Origin of the sequence: Enterococcus sp. DIV1314a, assembly GCF_051713805.1 — a bacterium.
GTDB lineage: Bacteria > Bacillota > Bacilli > Lactobacillales > Enterococcaceae > Enterococcus_I > Enterococcus_I aquimarinus.
In genome coordinates, this window is the sequence record NZ_JBIOQP010000001.1 from 1,081,763 (window position 1) to 1,106,812 (window position 25,050).

Sequence of the window (25,050 nt, forward strand, 5' to 3'; positions counted from 1 at the left end):
TTAAAAGGAGAGTATCTAATGTTAAAATTACCAGAAGATTTTATTTTTGGAGGAGCAACTGCTGCATATCAAGTAGAAGGAGCTACCAAAGAAGGAGGCAAAGGAGCGGTTGCATGGGACGACTTTCTAGAGAAACAAGGAAGGTTTAGTCCAGACCCAGCAAGTGATTTTTATCATCAATATCCTAAAGATATTGAATTATGTAATAAATTTGGAATAAATGGATTACGTCTTTCTATTGCATGGAGTCGTATTTTTCCGGAGGGACGAGGAAAAGTAAATCAAGAAGGAGTAAACTATTATCATAATGTCTTTAAAGAATGTGCGAAACATAATATAACACCATTTGTTACTCTACATCATTTTGATACACCTAAAAAATTATTTGATCAAGGTGATTTTTTAAATCGTGATACGGTAGATGCATTTATCGAATATGCTAATTTTTGTTTTGAAGAATTCACAGAAGTTCGTTATTGGAGTACTTTTAATGAAATTTATCCAGTAGCAACTAATCAATATTTATTAGGAATCTTTCCACCTGGAATTAAATACGATTTCACTAAGATTATTGCTTGTTTACATAATATGATGTATGCGCATGCAAAAGTTGTAAATATTTTTAAAGATAATAGCTACGCAGGAGAAATTGGTGTTGTTCATTCTTTGGAAACTAAGTATGCAGCATCAGATTCTAAAGAAGATATACACGCAGCATATTTGGACGATGCATTATCAATTAGGTTTTTACTTGACGCAACATATTTAGGATATTATTCGACTGAAACGATTGAAGCTTTAGATGAGATTTGTGCTGCTAACAATGCAACATACAGTTTTCCGGAATCTGATTTAATTGAGATGAAGCGCGCTTCGAATCGTAATGATTATTTAGGTATTAATCATTACCAATGTCATTTCGTAAAAGCTTATGATGGGGAAAACGACATTACGCACAATGGAACTGGAGAAAAAGGGACCTCCGTTTATAAAGTAAAAGGTATTGGAGAGCGAATTTACAAAGAAGGAATCTCAAGAACTGATTGGGATTGGATTATCTATCCAGAAGGATTATATGATTTGTTGTTGAGAATCAAAAAAGACTATCCTCATTATAATAAAATATATATTACGGAAAATGGGATGGGATACAAAGATACTTTTGAAGATGGCATAATTATGGATAAACCAAGAATTCAATACTTAAAAGTTTATTTAGAATCAATTAGTCAGGCAATTACTTCTGGAGTAAATGTTAAAGGATATTTTTTATGGTCTTTAATGGACTTATTTTCTTGGTCAAATGGCTATAACAAACGGTATGGTTTATTTTATGTCGATTTCGAAACACAAAAAAGATATCCAAAAGAGTCAGCATACTGGTATAAGATGGTAAGTGAAACCAAAACGATTATTTAAATTATAATTAATTTATTGGAGGATAAAAAATGAATAAAGAAGAGTTACAGATGTTAGGATTCGAGATAGTTGCTTATTCTGGTGATGCACGTAGTACCTTATTATCCTTGTTAAGAGAAGTCCGAAAAGGGAAATTTGATAACATTGAACGTGCATTAAAAGACGCAGATGAGAATCTAAAATTAGCACATAATTCACAAACTAAAATATTAGCAGAAGAAGCTGCAGGAAAAGAGATGGATATCGGTTTTATTTTCATTCATGGTCAAGACCATTTAATGACTACACTATTATTAAGAGATTTAATCCAGGATTTTATTGAGTTATATCAAAAAAATAATTAATAGGAGTGAAAATAAATGAATGCAATTATTAAGCAAATTGAAAAAGGGAAACCATTATTCGAAAAGATTTCACGGAATATTTATTTAGGAGCTGTGCGAGACGGGTTCTTAACAGCAATGCCTGCTATTTTATTTTCTAGTATTTTTATATTAATTGCTGCAGTACCTGAAATATTTGGTTTGAGTTGGCCTGAAGACGTTTCAACATGGTTATGGAAAGTTTATGGGTATTCTATGGGTGTTGTAGGTTTACTTGTATCTTCTACTACAGCTAGATGTCTTGCTGATTCTATGAATCGTAGAATTCCCAAAGGTAAAAACATTAATACCACATCTGTTATGCTCGCATCTATCGTTAGTTTTTTATTGTTAAGTGTCACACAAATTGATGGTGGTTTTTCAACAGAATATATGGGGACAAAAGGCTTGCTAGCAGCTTTTGTAGCAGCTTTTATAACTGTAAATATCTACAAATTTTGTGTTATAAAAGATATTACAATTAAAATGCCTAAAGAAGTACCAGGTACGATAGCTCAAACTTTTAGAGATATTTTTCCGTTTTCTTTTTCTGTATTTGCTGCAGTTTTAATTGATTTAGCCGCGAGAAATATATTTAATGTTTCTTTTGCAGAAGCTATTATTACCATGCTTCAGCCATTATTTAGTGCAGCGGATGGTTATGTAGGAATTGCAATTATTTGGGGAGCGATGGCATTCTTTTGGTTTGTAGGAGTTCATGGCCCCTCAATTGTTGAGCCGGCAATTGCAGCTATTATATATGCCAATGTAGAAACAAACTTACAATTATTTAATTCAGGAGAACAAGCATCAAAAGTATTGACTGTCGGATTAGGTAATTTCGTTGGAACAATGGGTGGAACAGGTGCTACTTTGGTCGTTCCGTTTATTTTTATGTTATTTGCTAAATCTAAACAGTTGAAAGCAGTAGGTAAAGCATCGTTTATTCCAGTTAGTTTTGCCGTAAATGAACCATTATTATTTGCCACTCCAATCATTTTAAATCCTTACTTTTTAATACCTTTCTTAGTAACTCCAATTATTAATGTGTGGATTTTTAAATTTTTTGTTGATATTTTAAAAATGGATAGCTTTATGTATGTATTACCTTGGGCAACTCCTGCACCAATTGGATTAATCTTAGGAACAGGTATGGGATTACTTGCCTTTGTATTAGCAGCACTATTAATTGTGGTTGATGTTATTATTTACTTGCCGTTCTGTAAAGCGTATGATGCTGTATTATTAGAACAAGAAGCATTAGCTGTAGATGTAACTGTTGAAGAAATAGTTTCAACAAGCGAAAAGGAAGTTCCAATTTATATTGGAAAAGATTCTAAAGAGAGTCAATCAATTAGTGTTCTTGTATTATGTGCTGGAGCAGGTACGAGTGCAATGTTAGCGAATGCATTAACCGAAGGGGCAGAAAAATATCAAAAATCAATTACGGCATCAGCAGGAGCGTACGGATCACATTATGAAATAATGAAAGACTATGATATGATTATTCTTGCTCCACAAGTAAATTCCTATTATGAAGATATCAAAACAGATACAGATAGATTAGGGATAAAACTTGTTGCTACTAAAGGAGCTGAATATATTAGTTTGACAAGAGATCCTCAAAAAGCACTTCAATTTGTTTTTGATGCATTTTAAAGATTAAAGAGAGATTTATCCCATAATAAAATATGTTGTTTTCAGTAGTTACTAGATATTGCGGAATTGAACTGGTAAGTCAAAAGTTATTTGTATTTTTTTCAAAATTACTGTTACTCCGGATAGTAGTTAGAAATTAAGTAATGGGGTAATAGATATTTTTCTTAATAATATAAATAAGACTTTATTGAATTCAAACGACTATTCTAGTAGTGTCTAATTAGTAAAAATATAAATTCAAATCATAAAAGCTTAGAAAGAGGTATTTATTCCTTTTTTCTAAGCTTTTTTTGCGAGAGATCTTTTATAAAGACAACAGGTGTCCTATACTGGAAGAAACAATTGTGAAATCGGAGGAGTCCATGAAAAAAGAAATCAATGTTGTGGGTGCGATTATTATCAAAGACGAAAAAATTTTATGTGCTCAACGAGGGAATACTAAAGCACTCGCCTCCTTATGGGAATTTCCGGGTGGGAAAATAGAAGAGGGTGAAACGCCACGCGAAGCTTTAGAGCGTGAACTCGTTGAGGAGTTACGAATCGAAGTTGCGGTTGCGAAAACGTATTTTGAACAGACATCTTATGAATATAATTTTGGCCAAGTGAACTTAACGACATTTCTTTGTACGTTAACAAATGGCACACCACAGTTAACAGAACATACGGCCATTCAGTGGCTAAAGCCTTCTGAACTTACTTCGCTCGAGTGGGCACCGGCAGATATTCCGGCCGTGGAAAAGCTAATGAAACAGATGAGTCAGGATGTGAAGCGATGAATGTCATGGAAAGAGCATTACAAAAAGCATTTATGAATCGTTCCTTACGAGGCTCTAAATATGATCCCAAAATTATCATCAATCAACCTGAGAAAAAAGAATACTTCTTAAATGTGTTACAAAATGAGTTAGATACTTGTCAAGAATTTTTCTTTTCCATTGCTTTTGTGACGCAAGGGGGATTGAATGCGCTAAAAACGCATCTTGCGGATCTAGACCGTCAAGGGATTAAAGGACGGTTAATTACCTCAACCTATTTGAATTTTAACCATCCAGATGTTTTTACGTCATTATTAGCGATTCCGAATTTAGAAGTACGAATTTCTGGGAAACCTGGTTTTCATGCAAAGGGTTACCTATTTACGCAAGAAGATTACCAGTCATTTATTATAGGCAGTTCAAACTTAACGATGAATGCCTTAAAAGTAAATTACGAGTGGAATGTCCGCCTGACTTCGTATGATCACGGGGAGATGATTCATCAAATTCGTGAAAATATGAAAAATGAGTGGGCTGAGGCTGAGCCATTAACACCAGACTGGATCATGAATTATGCTCAGTCGTATCAACCGATGCTGTTTACGCAAGAAGATCTGTTGCTTAAAAATGATTTAAGTCCCTACATCACCCCGAACAAGATGCAACAAGCGGCGTTAAAAAAATTAAGCGAGTTACGTGTTTCAGGGGAGAAAAAAGGCTTAATCATTTCAGCTACTGGAACGGGAAAAACCTATCTCGGTGCGTTTGATGTGTTACAAGCAAAACCTAAGCGCATGCTGTTTGTGGTTCATCGGGAACAAATATTGAACAGTGCGATGGCTTCTTTTCGAAAGGTAATCGGTGGTGCGGCGTCTGATTACGGGGTGTTATCTGGAAATAAAAAAGAAACAGAGGCAAAGTACCTTTTTGCGACGATCCAAACAATCTCTAAAGAAGCGCATCATGAACGATTTGCAAAAGATTATTTTGACTATATATTAGTGGATGAAGTCCATAAAGCCGGTGCACAAAGCTATTTGAAACTCTTAAACTATTTTGAACCTGCTTTTTTATTGGGAATGACAGCGACGCCTGAACGGACAGATGGGTATAATATTTTTGGTTTATTTGATTACAATATTGCTTATGAAATTCGTTTGCAAGAGGCACTGGAAGAAGATTTTTTGTGTCCTTTTCATTATTTTGGTGTCACCGATTATGAGACAGCGCAAGGTGTGATTTCAGAAACAAGTGAATTGCAGGCATTAGTGACGCACGAACGTCTCCATTTTCTACTAGAAAAAATTCGCTATTATGGCTGTTCGCATAATGAACCAAGAGGTCTTGTTTTTTGTAGTCGCAAAGAAGAAGCCAAAACACTCGCAGGCTTATTTTTACGTGAAGGAATTCCAGCAGCGTACTTAACGGGGGAACACTCGGTAGAGGAACGAGAGCGCGTAATCGCACAGCTAGAAAGAGGCGAAATCAATTACATCTTTACGGTGGATATTTTTAATGAAGGAATCGATATTCCGAAAATCAATCAAGTTATTTTATTACGTAATACAGAGTCGAGTATTATTTTTATTCAACAACTCGGACGTGGGTTACGAAAAGATCCGTCGAAAGAATTTGTAACGATTATCGATTTTATTGGCAACTATAAAAATAATTATATGATTCCAATGTCTTTGTCTGGTGACATTACGCGTAATAAAAATAATTTACGGCAAAAAACGTTTGAGACGAATTATATTAGTGGTGTCTCATCGATTAATTTCGAATCGATTGCGAAAGAACGAATCTTTCAATCGATTGATCGGGCGAAGATGGATTCGATGGTCGAACTTAGGAGGATTTATCAAGAAGTCAAAAATCGTCTCAATCGTATCCCTTATCTGTTTGATTTCCAAGAGCAAGGCGTCCTCGATCCACTTGTATTAGCCAATAAATTCGAACATTATCATGAATTTCTGACAAAGATAAAAGAAACCGAACGAGTGCTAACTGCGAACGAAGGACAATTACTTAAGTTCTTTGGACGAGAGTTATTGCCAGGGTATCGTCAGCACGAATTACTGCTCATTCATCAAATGATTCATGGAAAAGTGAATTTTACGCACGAAGAATTAGTGGAATTATTTACGGGGTATGATTTAGCGTATGACCAGGCAACCATTGACTCGGTCTTTGCAACATTGAGTCTTAGCTTTTATGTCGGTGGACAACGTAAAAGTTATACCGGTGGTGCATTCCTAACCCAAGAAGGGGAAATCCGGACGATCACTAACGGATTGCGTCAAGCACTAAATAATCCTTACTTTGTCGAGTTACTAAAAGATAGTCTGGCAGTCGCTTTTGAAAAATCAAAAGCATATAGAACCGATATGCCGCTCACCCGGTATAAAAAATATCGTCGTCGTGATACTATTCGCCTATTAAACTGGAAAGAACAAATGGTCGATCAAAATATTGGCGGCTATACTTATAAAGATGGGAAATTCGTTGTGTTTGTGACGTTAAAAAAAGACGAAGATTTCAAAGGCGCGTTAATGGCGTATGAAGATGAACTTTTGGATGCCCAGACCTTGCATTATTTTACGAAATCACCTCGGACCATTCACTCGCCCGAAGTCAAAATTTTACAAAATCCAATCGATTGGAATATTTATGTCTTTGCACAAAAATCCAATGATGAGGGAACGGATTTTTATTATTTAGGGGAAGTACGTCCCGTGACAGAAACGATTAAACAAGTCGAAAAACCGACAAAAGATGGCAAAAAACAAAGTGTTGTCCAAATGAACTTAAGCTTTACGGAGCCAATTGATCATCGATTGTTCCAATATTTAAGCTCGACAGAAGATTAAGCAGATAGTGGAAAAAAAGAGGTGGTTGTCAAGAAAGACAATGACCTATTTTTTTGGAAGGAAAAGAAAAATATCGATGATTGAACGTCGATAGGATGATTAGAAGTCCCCTGATTTGCAAAGACATAAAAGATGTTTCTATTCAAAAGAATAAATCATTGCGTTTCTGACTCAAATTGAGTATGATTTGCAAGGAAATTCTTTTGGAAAGTAGGGATACATGAAGTGAAACGATTAGGTATTTTTTTTGGAGGCATTACACTGTTATTGGCGGTGTTATTTGGTACGCGACTGTGGATTCAACAAGCACAGGCGGCGAGTAGTAGTGAAGAGGCAGCGGGAGACACAAAACAAACCCTTACGATTTTTAATTGGGGCGAATATATTGATCCGGAGTTAATTGCAAAATTTGAACAAGAATCGGGCTATCATGTCATCTATAGTACCTTTGATTCAAATGAAGGAATGGAAACGAAAATTAAACAAGGTGGCACGTCGTATGATTTGGTTTTTCCAAGTGAGTCGATTATTCCCAGAATGTTGGAAAATGAGTTATTGATTCCTTTAGATCATCAGAAGATTGAAGGGATGGAACAGCTTTCGTCGTTTTTAATGAACCAATCGTTTGATCCGAATAATCAGTATTCCTTGCCTTATTTTTGGGGAACGTTGGGACTAATGGTCAATACGGAACAAGTAGATGTAAAAGACGTTCACCGGTGGGATGATTTATGGCAACCGCATTTTAAGAATCAATTATTAGTGATTGATGGTTCGCGTGAAACCATGGGGATTAGCATGCAGTCGATGGGAATTTCTTTGAATGAAAAAAATCGAGAAAAAGTCGAGGCAACCATTGAGAAATTAGATACATTGCGGCCAAATGTTCAAGCGGTTTTAACAGATGAAATAAAAACCTTAATGATTCAAGGGGATGCGCCAATTGGTCTGGGTTATTCTGGGGATGCAGCGTATGTGATGGCCGAAAATCCTGCGATTAAGTATGTCGTCCCAGAAGACGGGGGCGTGATTTGGACGGATAATTTTGCGATTCCTCGAACCGTGAAAAATCTGGACGGTGCCTATGCCTTTATCAATTTTATGTTACGAACTGAAAATGCGAAGCAAAATGCGGAATACGTTGGCTATGCCACACCGCATGAAGGGGCAAAGGCCTTACTTCCGAAAGAACTCACAGAAGATGAAGCTTTTTATCCAAGCGAAACCGCGCTAGCGCAAATGGAACATTACGAATACTTAGGTCAAGAAACGTTAGAACTCTATAACGATTTATTCTTAGAATGGAAGATGGGGTTGTAGAACATGATTTTAATTTCGCAAGCGATTTTTGATACGCAAATGAAAACAACTTTTGCAGGCTATCTCCAAATCAAAGATGACAAAATTGTCGCAATCGGTCCGCTTTCAGCGCTTCCTGCTGACGAGGAAGTGATTGATTACGGGGAGCAAATGATCATACCGAGTTTCATTGACTGTCATGTTCATTTCTTCTTATCCGCGCTTCTCGAAAGTGGAAAAATTACCCATCTCCAAGGAGACAGCGAAGAAATGTTTGCCCAGCAAGTCGTGGATTTACCGACGATTCATGGTTGGAAAATAGGGATTGGTTGGTTTGGAAGTGACTTTGGGCAGATGGTCTATCCGACGAAGGCCTCGCTTGATCGGTATTGTCGTGAGACGCCGGTATTGTTGATCGCTGGAGACGCCCATAGCATTTGGTTAAATTCATCGGCGCTTGAGGCTTTAGGCATAACGCCCGATAATCTTCCGCAAGGTATGAGCGGAGAAGCGATCATGGAAGACGGTCAGTTAACGGGTTGTTTTTTAGAAGCAGTGGCAATTCATTATTTGGCTCATATTTTAAACGTCTATCAAGATGAAGCACCTGAAGCTTATATTCACTATATGCATCGCCTAAATGCGCTAGGAATTACGACGGTGGGCGATGTGGCCTTAACTGGAGAAAGTTGGGATGATCTCGTCTATCCTAACATTTATCAAGAAGTCGAAGATGCAGCGACCGTTCGCGCGGTATTTTATCCGGCGATGCGCTCAGACATTACTGCTCTGCACGAAATCGAAAAAACGTATCATTCAGAGAAAGTTCAGATGGGTGGCGTGAAGCAATTTTTTGATGGGGTCACGAGTACGCATACCGCATTTTTAAAAGAAAGCTATGAAACGCCGTATTATGAAGGCGATATTGGGGCTCCTTTGATTCCGATTGAACAGATGCGAACCTTGATACTATCAGCCAATCAACAAGGGTGGCCGATGCGCATCCATACGATTGGGGATCAGGCGATTCATCAAGCGTTAGGTTATTTTAAGGAAAGCCAGCAGCGCTACCCGTTACCACCAGGAAAATTTAATACGCTTGAGCATTTAGAAGTGATGGATCCTAAAGATCTATCCGCTATCAATCAGGAACAACTTGTTCTTTCTGTCCAACCGAGCCATTTACTCGTAGGGTACGACACCTTAGATGAAGAGGTTGGTATCGAGCGTGCGAAAGGAATGTTCCCTTTCCGCTCATTCATAGACTATGGTGGGAAACTTGCCTTTGGAACGGATACGCCCGTTGTTGTAGGTGTCACACCGCTAGAATCGATTTATTATGCGGTCGCCCGAAGAGAAAAAAGTGGGGTGCCAGTAGAACGCTTAATGCCAACAGAAGTGCTACCGATTGCTGAAGCATTGTATGCTCATACGAAAGGCGCTGCCCAAGCGTTGAGTCGTCAAGATATCGGAGAGCTTCGTGTTGGTCTAAAAGCCGATCTTTGCGTCTTGTCACAAAATATTTTAGAATGCTCGGAAGAAGAGATTCTTAAAACACAAGTCCGTGCCACGATGATGGACGGAGAATTTGTTTATCGAAAGTAGAAAAATAACGAACCCGATTATCTGTTTCAGTAAAACAGATAATCGGGTTTTTGTATGAAAAATGAACGGTCTCACAAAATACCTTGTATCCTTTTAAGATACCCGTTATACTTTTGAAATAGTATATACCAATAAAATAAGTGTCAAAGTCATTTATAAAAATGAAAGCGATTTATCTTAATAGGTTTTGAACACCAATTAAATAATAAAGTGAGGGAAAACAATGAAATTTGAAATCAAAGAGGCATTTTATTTTGATGGGAAAGCGGAGAAGATTATCTCAGGAGCCATCCACTACTACCGAGTAACACCCGGAAAATGGGCGCAAAGCTTGCATAATTTAAAAGCGATGGGCGCCAATACAGTCGAAACATATGTACCGTGGAATTTACATGAACCAAAACCAGGCGTATTTCATTTTGAGGGGATTGCTAATTTACCGAAATTTATCGAGATGGCCAGTGAAATGGAGCTAGCCGTTATCTTACGTCCATCACCATATATTTGTGCGGAGTGGGACTTTGGGGGTCTCCCTGCGTGGTTACTGACTTCGTGTACTCGTGTTCGGAGTCAAGACCCCGTATATCTGGCGGCAGTCGATCGTTATTACAAAGAGTTAGTTCCTCGAATTGCACCATATCAATGCACCCGTGGCGGGAATGTCATTATGGTTCAAGTCGAAAATGAATATGGTTCTTATGCCAGTGATCAAGAGTATTTACGTCTCAACCGGGAAATCTTAATCAAGTATGGGATAGAAGTTCCGTTATTCACGTCCGATGGTGGCTGGGATCCGCTATTAGAAGCAGGATCGATGATGGCTGAGGATGTACTTCCGACGGCCAATTTTGGTTCTGGAGCGCAATCGAATTTTGCCGCGTTGGCTCGTATAATGGAAAAGTACAATCAAAAGAAACCGCTGATGTGTATGGAGTTTTGGGATGGTTGGTTTAGCAATTGGGGAGAGCCGGTGATTCGTCGTGATCCGGCAGAAACAGCTACGGCTTTACGAGAAATTCTAGAACTCGGTAGTGTAAATTTCTATATGTTCCACGGGGGGACTAATTTTGCCTTTTGGAATGGGGCAAATGAATCGCGTGAAGATGGCTACAAGCCGCAAGTCACTTCTTATGACTACGATGCACCGTTAAATGAATACGGGAATCCAACCGAGAAGTATTACGCCTTTCGTGAAGTCATTCAGGATTTCTATCCAGACAAAATCTTCCCCGAACCAATTATTTCCAAAACGACCTCTTATGGCGCAATTGATTGTCAACGTAAAGTATCGTTATTTGAAACAGTAGCGACCGTGGCGACTTCGGAAGTGCATGATGTCACGAAACCGATGGAAGCACTCGGGCAAAATCATGGTTATATTCTCTATGAAACGACGCAACCATTGATTGCAGGGGATTATCACTTTGAAATTGTCGAGGCCAATGATCGCGTCCAAGTCTTTCATAACAACCAGCTTATCACGACTCAGATGAACGAGGAAATTGGCGAGCGCTTTATGATTCCAAATCTTGCTACTACAGACCAAATTCGCGTGCTGGTGGAAAATCAAGGACGGACGAACTACGGGTTGTATTTAACCTCTGCGCGCCAATCAAAAGGGATTCGTGGTGGGATTCGACAAGAGAACTTCTTTTTACCACAAATCAACCATTACTCCCTGCCGCTAGAAACGGATACAGGCATTGATTTTTCAAAAAAATGGCACGAGAAGACGCCGGCGTTTTATCAATTTGAATGGGAAATAACAGAAGAACCGCAAGATACATTTTTAGATATGCGTGACTTAGGTAAGGGCTGCGTCTTTGTAAATGGCTTCAATGTTGGACGATACTGGGAGATTGGCCCGTACTATACGTTATACATTCCTTACGATTTATTACAAAAAGGAAAAAATGTGATCACTGTTTTTGAAACAGAAGGGGTCGAAGTAACATCCTTAACCTTTGTGGCAGAACCGAAAATCATGGGGGAGTTATAACGAATACGTATTTATTTTTCAACTAAGATAAGGTATGATGAAAAAAATAAGGTTAGGAATGAGTACGCGATGATTATTAATCCAACAAAGAAAATATAACCACTTTTTTCAGCGATTCCAAAGGCACAAGATGCTCGTCAGGCTAAAGCCTTTTCGTTAACGAATCCCTTCTTTTCTTGGCATGCGAACTACTTTAATGTCAATCGAAAAAAATCTTAGTCTTAGTCAATGATTTGACGCTTACACCCGTCGTCATATATGATGTGAATGCGAAAAATAAAGCGATGTTAGCCGAAGCGATTGTTGCAGGTATTCAAGCGGCATTCAAACTTGGAGGGATCTCGGAGGATGAGATTCAGCGTTATCTGGCACTTGCAGGCAAAATAGAAGTTAATGGCGGATTCAACCGGCAAGTAACCAGTGTCACGACGATGTTTATCCAAATGGCGACGATAGTTCCGATTGATGTCACCCAGCAAATTCAAAAATCGCTGATGAAATGGTTGGCAGAGACCCCTGTCCAAAGTTTACCACTCCGTTTTTCAGAATTAGCCTTAAAAGAAGCCTTTACCCAACCATTAGTATGTTTGCCAGTGGATGAAAGCCTCTTACCTGAGCCTAAGAAAAAAGAAGAAATTCAAGTGGAGGTGACTTGGCAACCTTTTTCTACTTGGAAGAAATATGAAAAAGAAGAAGACTGGTTTACTGGATATGAAGATATTAGTCAGCAAGTCGTCGAGAATAATGAACAAGTGCTAGAAGCTTTTAGTCACTATTTGAGCGACGGTCTAGGGCTGAGTAAAAAAGTCGTTCAACGCCATCGCTCGAATGCGGCCTTTTATATGAACGGATTTCTTGTCTATTCTGGCATTCGCACAGTGGTGACTGATTTAAGCGATGCGAATGAGTTTATCAGTGATTTTTGTCCGCGGAAAATTTTAGGGGTCAGTGAAGCAGAAATCAAACGGATGGGCGCCTCGCTTAAGAAGTTATATGAATTTTTAGCAGCAGCGAACGTCATCAGTCCAAAAGAGTTAAAAGAAGTAAAAGAAGAAATCACGCATGGCGTAGAATTTGGTGTCTTTAGTTTAGAATTAAAAGAAGATTTTTCGGATTTTTGGTAACATCACAAAAAATCGTATTCGTTCCTAGAAAGTCTCTGGGTGAACGAGTACGATTTTTTCATTAAAAGGAATGAAAATGCTCGGACGTGTCAGACGCATTAGGATTAAACAAAAAGAAAGTGAGTGTACAAGATGAAGGAGAGTGTTTTGCTAGTCTTTGGTGTTGTGATCACGATGATTGGGCTGTGGTTTGCTTGGTGGAAGGATGAGTGACGAATGCAAGAATTTTTATGAAAACGTTGACAAAAAGAAAGAGATGTCCTATATTATATGTACGTACAACTTGGAGGTTAAATGAAATATGAAACCAAAATACATACAACTAGCAGACAAGTTGCGGTTGGAAATTGAAAAGATGAATTATAAGGAAGGGGAGTTAATCCCTTCGGAAAACACATTACAAGAAACTTATGGATTTAGTCGACATACCGTTCGTCAAGCGATTAGTGTCTTAGTAAATGAAGGACTGCTTCGAACGGAAAAAGGTTCTGGAACGTATGTTGCGAAAAAAGAAATAGCGGTACCTGTTCGCAAAAAAACAATCGGTGTCATTATGACGTATTTATCTGATTATATTTTCCCGTCGATTATTCGGGGGATTGAAAAAGAGCTGAGTGCACAAGGTTATGCGTTATTGCTCGGAACGACAAATAACAATCATGAAAAGGAACGAGAATGCCTCCAACAAATGATGGAGCAAGGAGTAGATGGTTTAATCATTGAACCAACAAAAAGTAATCAATATAATCCGAATCTATCCTATTATGTTGACTTAAAAGAAAAAGGGATTCCTTATCTCATGATTAATGCGTTATACGAGGAACTTGACGTCCAACATATTTGTGTCGATGATACCCAATCAGGTTATTTAGCAACCAATCATTTGATTGAAAAAGGGCATCAGCAATTACTGTTAGTCACTAAAATTGATGACTTACAAGGCAAGTACCGGATGAAAGGATTTATCCGTGCAATTGAAGAGGCGAAATTACAATTTCGTCCAGCTGATATTGTGACCTATACGACTGAAACAAAAGAGAGTGTTATCGAGGAACTACTCGTTTGTTTAACACAAGGAAATACGGATATAACGGGTATCGTTGCGTACAATGATGAAATTGCAAGCCATTTAATTAAAGGACTTTCCGAAAAAGGCTTGTCCGTCCCAAATGATTTTTCGATTATCGGAAACGATGATTCCAATCTTCGCATTACAGGAAACATCACACTGACGACACTCTCACATCCAAAAGAGGCAATGGGCGAGTTGGCAGCAACATACATTCTGAATGATATTCAACATGAAGCTATCACCAATTATTATTTCAAACCAGTCTTAATAGAAGGACAATCTGTTCGTGCATTATAAAAAGGAGGAATCATCATAGTGATTGAAATGAAGCAGGCTATTCAAGATGGAAAGACGAGTTTAGGGATTGAGTTAGGATCGACACGTATTAAAGCTGTATTGATTGATCCGCATTTTCAAACAATTGCAACAGGTAGTTTTGAATGGGAAAACCAATTGATTGATGGTATTTGGACGTATTCATTAGAGACGGTTTGGGAAGGACTACAAGCAAGTTATCGCCAGATGTCACAGGAAGTTATGCAAAAATTTGGGATTCCATTAGAGAAAATTGGCTCAATTGGAATTTCAGCGATGATGCATGGTTATTTAGCTTTCGATGAGGAAGATGAATTACTGGTTCCTTTTCGAACATGGCGCAATGCGATTACAGGTGAGGCGGAAGAACAATTAACGGACTTATTTGCTTATAATATTCCGCAACGCTGGAGTATCGCCCATTTATATCAGGCCATTTTAAATCAAGAAGAACACGTGGCAAGGATTTCCTTTTTTACAACCTTAGCGGGTTACATTCATTGGAAACTTACGGGCGAAAAAGTCTTAGGGATAGGGGATGCCTCAGGGATGTTCCCAATTGATATTACGAAGAAAACATATGATGAAACCATGATTACTCAGTTCAATCAGATTATTCAAAAGAATCAGTTCTCTTGGAAACTGCAAGATCTTTTACCGAACATATTACTTGCAGGAGAAAATGCGGGATGCTTAACGGAAGAAGGTGTCAAATTACTCGACCCTTCTGGAACTTTGAAAGCAGGCGTCCCGTTATGCCCTCCTGAAGGCGATGCCGGAACGGGAATGGTCGCAACTAATAGTGTCGCACCTCAGACAGGGAACGTTTCTGCGGGAACCTCTGCTTTTGCCATGATTGTTTTAGAAAAAGAGTTAAGCCAAGTGTATCCCGAAATTGATTTAGTGACGACGCCTTCAGGTGATTTAGTCGCGATGGTTCATACGAATAACTGTACGTCAGAGATTAATTCTTGGATGAAGCTTTTTAAAGAAGTGGCGGATCTAACGGGATCATCGATGACGATGGATGAACTATTTAGTCAATTATTTAACCATTCATTGAAAGCGGATACTGACGGAGGTGGATTATTATCTTACGGGTACCACTCTGGAGAGAATATTACAAAAATGTCAGAAGGACGGCCGCTGTTTGTCCGTTCACCAGAGAGTTCGTTTACGCTTGCGAACTTCATCAGAATGCACTTGTACAGTGCATTTGGCGCGATGAAAATTGGCATGGAAATCTTAGAAAAAGAAGCGGTACAGATTAATCGGATTGTGGGCCATGGTGGCATCTTTAAAACACCGGAAGTCGGTCAAACAATCTTATCGGCAGTGATGGATGCGCCGGTAACCGTAATGGAAACAGCGGGTGAGGGCGGCGCTTGGGGAATTGCCATTTTAGCAAGTTACCTCATTCGAGAAGCTCAGGATGAAACACTCGATTCGTTTTTAGAAAATCATGTATTTGTTGCAACAGAAGGCGTGACGTTAACAGCGAAAGAAGAAGAGGTGCTTGGTTTCAAGAAATTCATGGCACGTTATGAAGCTGGGTTAGCGATTGAAGCAGCCGCAATTGAGTATTTTAACTAATTAGAAAGAAGGAGATCATTTGTTAGAAAAACTAAAAGAAGAAGTGTTTCAAGCCAATTTGGAATTGCCTCGCCAAGGATTAATTAAGTATACATGGGGAAATGTCTCCGCGATTGATCGGGAGTCAAATCTATTTGTCATCAAGCCTAGTGGGGTAGACTATCAAGTCATGCGTGCACAAGATATGGTCGTCTGTGATTTAGATGGAAATGTTGTAGAAGGCGAATTGAATCCCTCGTCGGATATGCCCACTCATGCTGTTTTGTATAAAAACTTCTTAACGATTGGCGGTATTGTCCATACTCATTCGACTTGGGCGACCATTTGGGCTCAAGCAGGACTAGATGTACCAGCGATGGGAACAACTCATGCGGATACTTTTTATGGTGCTGTTCCTTGTACACGCTTTTTGAAGCAAGAAGAAATTGATCGTGGCTACGAAGAAGAAACAGGTAAATTGATTGTCGCAACTTTTGAAGAGAGAGGGATTAAACCGTTAGAAGTACCAGGCGTCTTATTGCACGGACACGCACCCTTTACCTGGGGAAAAGATGCCGATTCAGCGGTAATGAATGCTGTTGTATTGGAAGAAGTCGCAAAAATGAACTTATTTACCCGCCAACTAAATAGTTTTGCAGAAGAATTACCCCAAGCGATTTTAGATAAACATTATTTACGTAAACATGGTGAAAATGCCTATTATGGCCAAAAATAAATGTGATAGAGGAGAAAAAAATATGTTAGAAATCGGTAAAAAAGAATTTTGGTTTGTCGTTGGTTCACAACATTTGTATGGAGAAGAAGCGTTGGCTGAAGTAAAAAACCACGCGCAAGAAATGGTCGATAGCTTGAATGGTAGTGGGAAGTTATCCTACCCAATTGTGTTACAAGAAGAACTGGCTGTTTCGGCAGATAAGATTACGCAGATTATGAAAGAAGCCAATTACCGCGATGAAGTAGCGGGAGTGATTACTTGGATGCATACTTTCTCACCAGCAAAAATGTGGATTCGTGGAACGAAATTACTACAAAAACCATTATTGCATTTAGCGACACAATACAATGAAAAAATTCCATGGGCAACGATTGATATGGATTTCATGAATTTGAATCAGGCAGCACACGGAGACCGAGAATATGGCTTTATTAACGCTCGCTTGAATAAGCAAAATAAAGTTGTCGTTGGGTATTGGGAAAATGAGGCTGTTCAAACACAAATCTCTGCTTGGATGGATGTAGCAGTGGGGTATACAGAAAGTTTTAACATCAAAGTCGCTCGTTTAGGAGATAATATGCGCCACGTCGCTGTTACTGAAGGCGATAAAGTGGAAGCGCAAATTCAATTTGGTTGGGTAGTCGATTATTACGGGATTGGGGATTTAGTAAAAGTCATTGACGCCGTAGATGAGGACGAAGTAAACGCACTATTTGAGGAGTATCAAACGTTATACGATTTTGATTATGGAGATTATGAACAAGCAACTTGGGAAAAACACGTGAAAGTGCAAGCGCGTCAAGAAATTGGGATTCGTCGTTTCTTAGAAGCAGGCGGTTACACAGCCTTTACGTCGAATTTTGAAGATTTATATGGTATGGACCAACTTCCAGGACTCGCGGTGCAACGTTTAATGGCAGAAGGGTACGGTTTTGCTGGGGAAGGTGATTGGAAAACAGCTGCGATTGATCGCATGATGAAAATTATGGCGAAAAATCAAAATACTGGTTTTATGGAAGACTACACGTATGAATTAACGCCAGGGAAAGAAGCGATTTTACAGTCACATATGTTAGAAGTTGATCCAAGTTTAGCCGCGAATAAACCTAAAATTGTTGTTTCACCACTTTCCATTGGGGACAAAGCAGATCCGGCTCGTTTAGTATTTGATGGCAAAGCAGGGACTGGCGTTGTTGTATCGATGGCTGATTTTGGAACCAATTATAAATTATTAATTAATGAAGTGGAGGCGTTTGAACCAGAGGAAGAAGCTCCGAAGTTACCAGTTGCGCGTGTCATGTGGACGCCAAAACCAGATTTCCATCAAGGCGTGAAGTCTTGGATTGAAACGGGCGGTGGACATCATACTGTTCTATCCTTGAATTTAACAGTAGATCAAATTGAAACATGGGCAAAATTAGTTAATTTAGAATATGTAACTATTAAGTAAACAGCTAAACAGCCGAGCGAAAGGATGCTTGGCTGTTTTTTAAAAAAGCGGGAGGTTTTTGTAATGAAGAAAGAACTATTTGGTGTTACGAGCGGTGGAAAAACGGTCTATCTGTATACGCTTGAAAATAAAAATGGCATGAAAATGACCGTTAGTGATTTTGGTGCAATCCTAACCCACTTATGGGTGCCTGGTAAAGATGGTCAATTAGTAGACGTCGTATTAGGTTATGATCAATTAGCACAGTATGAGAATAATAACAATGTTTACTTTGGTGCGACGATTGGACGAAATGCCAACCGTATCGATCAAGGGAAGTTTGAAATTGATGGACAAGTCTATCAGGTCGATCAAAATGAAGGAGAGAATCAATTGCATGGGGGCTTTTCAGGCTATCATACTCGTCCTTGGTTAGTGAAAGAAGTCGATGAATTGAATCAGAAAATCGTCTTTTTACTCTTTAGTCCGGACGGCGATCAAGGGTTTCCTGGAAACTTATCTCTGGAAGTCAGTTATCAGTTGACGGATTTAAACGAACTAATTATTTCTTATACAGGAGAATCCGATAAGAAAACAGTCTTTAATCCGACCAACCATACTTATTTTAATTTGAATGGCCATGCGAATGGGACAATTTTAGAGCATTCGCTACAATTAGATTGTTCTTATTACACGCCAGTAAAAGACTCAAAATCAATTCCAACAGGAGAAGTACTTCCTGTGGCAAATACGCCAATGGATTTCAAACAATCCAAGAAAATTGGAAGAGATATCAATCAAATAGTTGAGCAATTACAATTGACGGGCGGTTATGATCACAATTACGTCCTTGATGAGACGAAACAGGAAACAGAAGCCTTCGTTCATTTAATCGGCGATCAAACGGGAATTTCACTAAAAGGGTATACGAACCTTCCGGGCGTACAATTATATACAGGTAATTTTATTGAGCAAGAAGCGGGTAAAAATGGTGTGAACTATCAAAAATATAGTGGTCTTTGCTTAGAAACACAATTTTTCCCTGATGCAGTTAATCAAGTGAATTTTAAATCACCGTATATAGAAGAAAACGTGCAAACTGTTTATGAGACACGCTATTGCTTTGACGCGTAAATAAATAAAAAGTAGCACTAAAGATTCTCTCTTCTAGCGCTACTTTTTTGTTGATGTTAACTATAATAAGATTTGATCTTGATATCTTGATCGTAGTTTCCAAACTGTCTACCAAAAAGGGTACATCCACCAATGTTTTCGGCATCGTCTTTTACTTCGATTTTCAGCGTCCATAAATCCGCATTTGTTTTATTTAAATCATCGATTGTAAATTCGGACATCGGTTCCCCGTCCATATATGTCCCATGATGCATAATACGAATCGTTTTTAATAGACCGTATTGATTTTGATTATCCGGATACCAATCCGGTGTGAATTTCCCTCTTATATCCGCGAAATCTCCAGGACTTGTCCAGGTACCAACTTCTAATCCGTTCAGATAAAAAGAAATATCAGAGGGCCAATTATCATTCGCGAATGGAAACTCAGATGAAATCTCTAAAGAAATTTCCATCATTTCTAATGTTTCCGATTCCGTTAAAAAGTTTGGTGTTTGATATTCGACAAAACCTTTAGTGAACCAGAGAATCTGAGCGTTCATACGATCTGAATCCATGAAATACTTTGGTTCATCAACTTTTCCAATGAAATTTTGCGCAGTAGCCAGTCCACAAGTGGGTTCCACTGAAAATTTAGTATAGTGACCAATCGGGATCGTACTCTCTTTCGTGTCAAAAGCATTAAATATTTTTTCAGGGAAGTTGATTTCGATTTTATCTACTCTAAGACTCGAAATTCTTTGTTGACCAACTTTTTCAGTTTTAATAATATTCGCTTTTTCTAGTTTAGAAATATGCATCGTTGTAATAGGACTACTCAAACCTAATGCAGCCGCCAGTTCTTTTACATTCATTTTATTTTTAGAAAGGAGTTGAATAATTTTAATTCTAACGGAACTAGCTAATGCTTCATACACAGGAAGTGCTTCATCGTTAATATGTAATTGCATATAATCACCTTCTTATTCATTTGATAAATCAATATTAACATAAACATTAATGTTGTGCTAGTAAAATTTATCAAGTTACCAAAGATTAACCATATTGCTAATATATTCTATATTAAATTCAAAAATAATTAACCATAGTGTTATTGACAACGCTTCCTATAGGTAATATAATTAACACATAAACATAAGGAGGTCGCTATGAAATCTAAGTTGATTATTGAAAACGTTAGTCGAATTTCGGAAGTTGATCCAAGGTTGTATGGTTCTTTTGTTGAACACATGGGAAGAGCGGTTTATGGTGGGATTTATCAACCTAATCACCCTACGGCTAATGAAGCAGGATTTCGTCAAGATGTGATGAAACTTGTAAAAGAGCTAAATGTACCACTTGTTCGCTATCCTGGAGGGAACTTTTTATCGGGCTATAATTGGGAAGATGGCATTGGACCAGTAGAGAAACGTCCCAAAAAACTTGATTTAGCTTGGCGGACAATTGAACCAAATGAAGTTGGCCTACACGAATTTGCCAAGTGGGCGGAAGAAACACAAACCGAAATCAACATGGCTGTGAATCTAGGAACGAGAGGAATTGATGCAGCGAGGAATTTAGTGGAGTATTGTAACTTTGAAGGTGGGACTTATTGGAGTGACTTGCGGAAAGAAAATGGACAAGAAAAGCCTTTTGAGATTAAAACATGGTGTTTAGGCAATGAAATGGATGGTCCATGGCAAATTGGTCATAAAACGGCGGATGAATATGGTCGTTTAGCAGAAGAAACAGCCAAAGCGATGAAACTAGTCGATGAATCGATTGAATTAGTTCTATGTGGAAGTTCTCATAGTCATATGCCGACGTTTGGTGATTGGGAATTAACGGTACTGGATCATGCCTATGAACAAATTGATTACTTATCGTTACATCAATATTATGGCAATCATAAGAACGATTTAAAATACTATTTAGCACGATCCCTTGATATGGACGAATTTATTAATGGTGTTGTGGCGATATGTGACGCAATTAAAGCAAAAAAACATAGTAAAAAAACCATCAATTTGTCTTTTGATGAATGGAATATTTGGTACCACTCCAATGAACAAGATCAAAAAATAAAGCCATGGCAAATTGCGCCACCTTTATTGGAAGATGTGTATAATTTTGAAGATGCACTTTTGCTAGGTTGTTTATTAATTACCTTACTAAAACATGCTGACCGTGTGAAAATCGCTTGTTTAGCCCAATTAGTAAATGTGATTGCTCCGATCATGACGGATGAAAAAGGGGAAGCGTGGAAGCAGACGATTTTTTATCCCTTTGCTCAAGTATCCAATTATGGTAGAGGACAAGTTCTTCGACCTATTATTGAATCCGAAACATATGCAACAGAAGATTTTGAACAGGTTCCATACTTAGAAAGTATCTCTGTCATTAACGAAGAAGCGAGCGAATTAGTTATCTTTGCTGTTAATCGTGGAGAAGAAGAAATGGATTTTACTATTCAAACAAATGGGATAGACATCACAGGAGTTACGGAGTTTTCTGAACTTTCAGGTTTTGATATTAAGCAAGAAAATACTCAAGGGAATCAATCTGTCTCACCAAAACAGTCAAATGCCTATGAACTAAATGGACAACAATTACTCGTTAAATTGACACCGCTATCATGGAATATGATCCGATGTACGATAAAAAATTAGGAGTGTGTAAAAAATGAAATTAAGAAAAATAGTTGGTTTAAGTACAGTAGCGTTATTTGCAAGTCTAACATTAGCTGGTTGTGGTGAGAAAGAAGATCCAAATACGATTGTTTTTTGGAATCCTCTAACGGGGGATGATGGCGCATATATGGATAATATGGTAAAGGAATATAATGCAACAGAACCAGAATATCCAGTAAAATCAGTCATTACTTCTGATATGTACACTAAAATTTATACGGTAATGAGTTCGAAAAAAGATGTACCTGACTTGACACTCATCCATGCCGACCGTGTACCTGGCTTTGTGAAATCAGATATGTTAGAACCGATTGAAGAAGTGATTTCAGCAAAACCTGAAATTAATGCTGATAATTACTTGCCTCAAGCATGGTCAGCAGGAACAGTTGATGGAACGCAATACACGGTTCCTCTAGATATCCATTCTAGCGCAATGTATTATAACATCGATTTATTAGAAAAATACGATGCGATGAGTATGTTAGACGATGATGTTGTTACTTTTGATGAGATGTTATCTTTAAAAGGAAAGCTAGATGAAGGAGACTTCGTAGTAAATAATGCGTTACTTTCGTGGACGATTCTAGCTCAAATTATTAATTTGGGTGGCGATATTCAATCTAATGGTGAACCAACTGTCAATACACCTGAGATGAAACAAGCCTTAAGCTCACTGAAGGAAGTGGCAGATCAAGGATTAATGACACCAAATGGAGAAGATGGCTATTTAATGTTCCAATCGGGTAATGTATTGTTCTCAACTGATGGTACTTGGTCTTCTACAGCGCATGCTGGTGTAGACGGATTAAATTTTGGTGTAACAAATATTTATTCAAATACACCAGATGTTTTTACGAATCGTGCATCTTCTCATTTATTCTCTATGTTAAATAACGAAGAACGAACAGATGAAAAAGAAGCGGGTATTGCTGATTTCTTAGAATATATTCGTCAAAATTCAATTGAGTGGGCAAAAGCTGGACAAATTGTTGCAAGTACAGAGGTTGTTGAGAGTCCGGAATTCCAAGAGTTTAAACAATCATTCTTTACATCAAGTGAAGAACAAATCGAATCTTTACATATCTTTACATACGAGTATTATCCATATGTCGAAGAAGCAATCAACACCTATTGTTTTGATATCGTATATGGTGAATTAGATATGGATGAAGGATTAGCAACAATGCAAAAATTTGTCGAAGATAAGATTGCTGAAAATCAATAAGAGTGACTAAATAACCAGATAAGTGCCGCATATTATGATTCGTGCGGCACTATAGGGGGGAAAACATGACAAAAAAATTGAAATTAGGTCCATTAATGTATATAGGTCCACATCTACTGCTGTTTATGACATTTATCACTGTACCAACTATCTATGGGATTTATGCTTCATTTACAAAATGGAATCTTGTTAATGAACCTCAATGGGTAGGATTAGATAATTACAAAACATTATTGTTTGATAAATCATCGACATTTTATTTTCAATTTCATAATGGCCTAAAGAATACGCTGATCTATGTCTTAATTGTTGTTCCACTAATTATTATTATTCCGCTATTAATCGCAGTTGCGCTTGAAAATAAGAAAGTCCGCTTTAAAAACGTCTTTCAAGGAATTTTATATGTCCCAGGTTTGATTTCTATTTCAGCAGCAGCGTTGATTTGGTCTTTACTATTTCATTCGAAGTTAGGAATTCCGAATAATGTATTTGGTCTAGATATATCGTGGGCTGCGCAACAACCCTATGCATGGATGCTGATTGTGATCATTAGTATCTGGGGTGGTGTTGGTGGGAATATGATTATTTATCGTGCGGCAATTGCTGGTATTTCAGCGGATCTCTATGAATCTGCTGAAATAGACGGTGCAAGTTCGTCAAAAAAATTCTTTTATATTACGCTCCCGTCGATTCGCTTTCCTTTAATTTATACTTTAGTGATGTCAACAGCAGGTGCATTTAATGTATTCGCTCAACCACTCATGATGACCAAAGGTGGTCCAAAACAAAGCACGCATGTTTTAATGATGTATATTAGAACCCTAGCTTTCGGAAGTGGGGAATCTATTGCCGGTATGGCTTCAGCGATGGCCGTATTATTAGGTTTAGTTATATTGGTCATTTCTGCAGCACAGTATTATTTAATGAACAAAAATGCAAATTAGGAGGAAAATATATGTCTAAAGAAAGTACGATCTCTAAATGGATTGCATATGTTTTTCTAATAATTTTATGCCTCATATGGACAATCCCGCTATTTTTTGGTTTTATGACCTCGTTTCGTTCTCAGACAGAAATCGTTTCTGCAGGATTTCGAATGCTACCAGTTGATTGGATATTAGAAAATTATATTGCTATTTTGAATAATACTTCGACAGCTCCAATAATGAGATGGTTATGGAATTCTCTATTTATTGCAACTACGCACACATTTTTAGTCGTCATTGTTGTATCTGTCACAGCATATGGTTATTCTAGAATGAAATTTAAACACCGTGATACACTGTTTTTTATCTTAATGGGAATTTCAATGTTTCCAGGGGTTGTGAATTTAATCCCATCTTACAAAATTATTGAGTCTTTTGGTTGGGTAAATTCACCACTTGCAATGATTATTCCTGGCTTAGCAGGTATGGGAAACATCTTTTTAGTTCGACAATTTATGAAAGGAATCCCAAAAGAGTTTGACGAGTCAGCTCGTATTGATGGGGCAAGTGATTTTGTCATTTATTCAAGAATTATTGTACCGATGATTAAGCCTGTCTTGATTGTAGCAGCACTCTTTTCCTTTACAGGATCATGGAATGATTTTTTATGGCCTGTAATTGTGTACAGTGATGTCGAAAAAATGCCTATCACGGCAGGATTGTTATTATTACAAGATATTTACGGTAACTATCGTATGATTGGTCAATTAATGGGATCTGCCTTTCTTGCAATTATTCCAACGATGCTACTCTTTTTATTTGCTCAAAAGTATTTTGTGCAATCGATGAATTTAAACTCGGGTGTGAAAGGATAAATTGA

General features: G+C 38.0%; 19 protein-coding genes and 1 pseudogene. 19 read left to right on the forward strand and 1 reads right to left on the reverse strand.

Features of this window, described 5'->3' with window-relative positions; all coding sequences use genetic code 11:
• Positions 1–18: 18 nt before the first annotated feature.
• From lacG to IGI68_RS05355, 15 genes and pseudogenes are all read left to right on the forward strand, one after another.
• Positions 19–1,419: a 6-phospho-beta-galactosidase gene (gene lacG, locus IGI68_RS05285; RefSeq protein ID WP_438731087.1), complete on the forward strand. Its 1,401-nt coding sequence runs from the start codon at positions 19–21 to the stop codon at positions 1,417–1,419.
• A 29-nt stretch (positions 1,420–1,448) separates the two neighbouring features.
• On the forward strand, positions 1,449–1,763 hold the full coding sequence (locus tag IGI68_RS05290) for a PTS lactose/cellobiose transporter subunit IIA (protein ID WP_273231446.1): 315 nt from the start codon (positions 1,449–1,451) through the stop codon (positions 1,761–1,763).
• A 15-nt stretch (positions 1,764–1,778) separates the two neighbouring features.
• Positions 1,779–3,042: pseudogene (locus tag IGI68_RS05295) on the forward strand (PTS transporter subunit EIIC); the annotation flags it as partial.
• A 62-nt stretch (positions 3,043–3,104) separates the two neighbouring features.
• Positions 3,105–3,440, forward strand: coding sequence for a lactose/cellobiose PTS transporter subunit IIB (locus IGI68_RS05300; protein ID WP_438733217.1), 336 nt, complete (start codon positions 3,105–3,107; stop codon positions 3,438–3,440).
• A 362-nt stretch (positions 3,441–3,802) separates the two neighbouring features.
• Positions 3,803–4,216, forward strand: coding sequence for a (deoxy)nucleoside triphosphate pyrophosphohydrolase (locus tag IGI68_RS05305; protein WP_438731091.1), 414 nt, complete (start codon positions 3,803–3,805; stop codon positions 4,214–4,216).
• Positions 4,213–7,065: a DEAD/DEAH box helicase gene (locus IGI68_RS05310; RefSeq protein WP_438731094.1), complete on the forward strand. Its 2,853-nt coding sequence runs from the start codon at positions 4,213–4,215 to the stop codon at positions 7,063–7,065. The genes IGI68_RS05305 and IGI68_RS05310 overlap by 4 nt, the downstream gene beginning before the upstream one ends.
• A gap of 225 nt (positions 7,066–7,290) precedes the next feature.
• Positions 7,291–8,385, forward strand: a complete 1,095-nt coding sequence (locus IGI68_RS05315; protein ID WP_438731097.1) for an ABC transporter substrate-binding protein — start codon at positions 7,291–7,293, stop codon at positions 8,383–8,385.
• 3 nt (positions 8,386–8,388) lie between these two features.
• Positions 8,389–9,969 carry an amidohydrolase gene (locus IGI68_RS05320; RefSeq protein WP_438731100.1) on the forward strand — a complete coding sequence of 527 codons (1,581 nt, stop codon included), beginning with the start codon at positions 8,389–8,391 and terminating at the stop codon, positions 9,967–9,969.
• Between the two features lie 223 nt (positions 9,970–10,192).
• On the forward strand, positions 10,193–11,968 hold the full coding sequence (locus IGI68_RS05325; protein WP_438731103.1) for a glycoside hydrolase family 35 protein: 1,776 nt from the start codon (positions 10,193–10,195) through the stop codon (positions 11,966–11,968).
• A gap of 212 nt (positions 11,969–12,180) precedes the next feature.
• Complete coding sequence (locus IGI68_RS05330) at positions 12,181–13,092, forward strand: DUF6933 domain-containing protein (RefSeq protein WP_438733219.1); 912 nt, start codon at positions 12,181–12,183, stop codon at positions 13,090–13,092.
• A gap of 301 nt (positions 13,093–13,393) precedes the next feature.
• Entirely contained in the window at positions 13,394–14,461 is a 1,068-nt protein-coding gene (locus IGI68_RS05335; protein ID WP_438731106.1) for a GntR family transcriptional regulator, read from the forward strand.
• A 27-nt stretch (positions 14,462–14,488) separates the two neighbouring features.
• On the forward strand, positions 14,489–16,072 hold the full coding sequence (locus IGI68_RS05340; RefSeq protein ID WP_438733221.1) for a xylulokinase: 1,584 nt from the start codon (positions 14,489–14,491) through the stop codon (positions 16,070–16,072).
• Between the two features lie 19 nt (positions 16,073–16,091).
• Positions 16,092–16,787, forward strand: a complete 696-nt coding sequence (locus IGI68_RS05345) for an L-ribulose-5-phosphate 4-epimerase (RefSeq protein ID WP_438731110.1) — start codon at positions 16,092–16,094, stop codon at positions 16,785–16,787.
• Positions 16,788–16,809: 22 nt separating this feature from the next.
• Positions 16,810–18,237 carry an L-arabinose isomerase gene (gene araA, locus IGI68_RS05350; protein WP_438731113.1) on the forward strand — a complete coding sequence of 476 codons (1,428 nt, stop codon included), beginning with the start codon at positions 16,810–16,812 and terminating at the stop codon, positions 18,235–18,237.
• Positions 18,238–18,300: 63 nt separating this feature from the next.
• Positions 18,301–19,350, forward strand: a complete 1,050-nt coding sequence (locus IGI68_RS05355; protein ID WP_438731116.1) for an aldose epimerase family protein — start codon at positions 18,301–18,303, stop codon at positions 19,348–19,350.
• 56 nt (positions 19,351–19,406) lie between these two features.
• On the opposite strand, the gene IGI68_RS05360 is transcribed toward IGI68_RS05355, so the two are convergent.
• Positions 19,407–20,300, reverse strand: coding sequence for an ArsR/SmtB family transcription factor (locus tag IGI68_RS05360; protein ID WP_071874663.1), 894 nt, complete (start codon positions 20,298–20,300; stop codon positions 19,407–19,409).
• Between the two features lie 198 nt (positions 20,301–20,498).
• Here IGI68_RS05360 and arfA point away from each other — a divergent pair, with 198 nt between their 5' ends.
• The 4 genes from arfA (at position 20,499) to IGI68_RS05380 (ending at position 25,045) form a co-directional block, all read left to right on the forward strand.
• Positions 20,499–21,998 (forward strand): arabinosylfuranosidase ArfA, encoded by a 1,500-nt coding sequence (arfA, locus tag IGI68_RS05365; RefSeq protein WP_373705979.1) that lies wholly within the window; start codon positions 20,499–20,501, stop codon positions 21,996–21,998.
• 13 nt (positions 21,999–22,011) lie between these two features.
• Positions 22,012–23,244: an extracellular solute-binding protein gene (locus IGI68_RS05370; protein WP_071874661.1), complete on the forward strand. Its 1,233-nt coding sequence runs from the start codon at positions 22,012–22,014 to the stop codon at positions 23,242–23,244.
• A 65-nt stretch (positions 23,245–23,309) separates the two neighbouring features.
• On the forward strand, positions 23,310–24,188 hold the full coding sequence (locus IGI68_RS05375; RefSeq protein WP_438731121.1) for a carbohydrate ABC transporter permease: 879 nt from the start codon (positions 23,310–23,312) through the stop codon (positions 24,186–24,188).
• Positions 24,189–24,199: 11 nt separating this feature from the next.
• Entirely contained in the window at positions 24,200–25,045 is an 846-nt protein-coding gene (locus IGI68_RS05380; protein WP_071874659.1) for a carbohydrate ABC transporter permease, read from the forward strand.
• Positions 25,046–25,050: the final 5 nt, after the last annotated feature.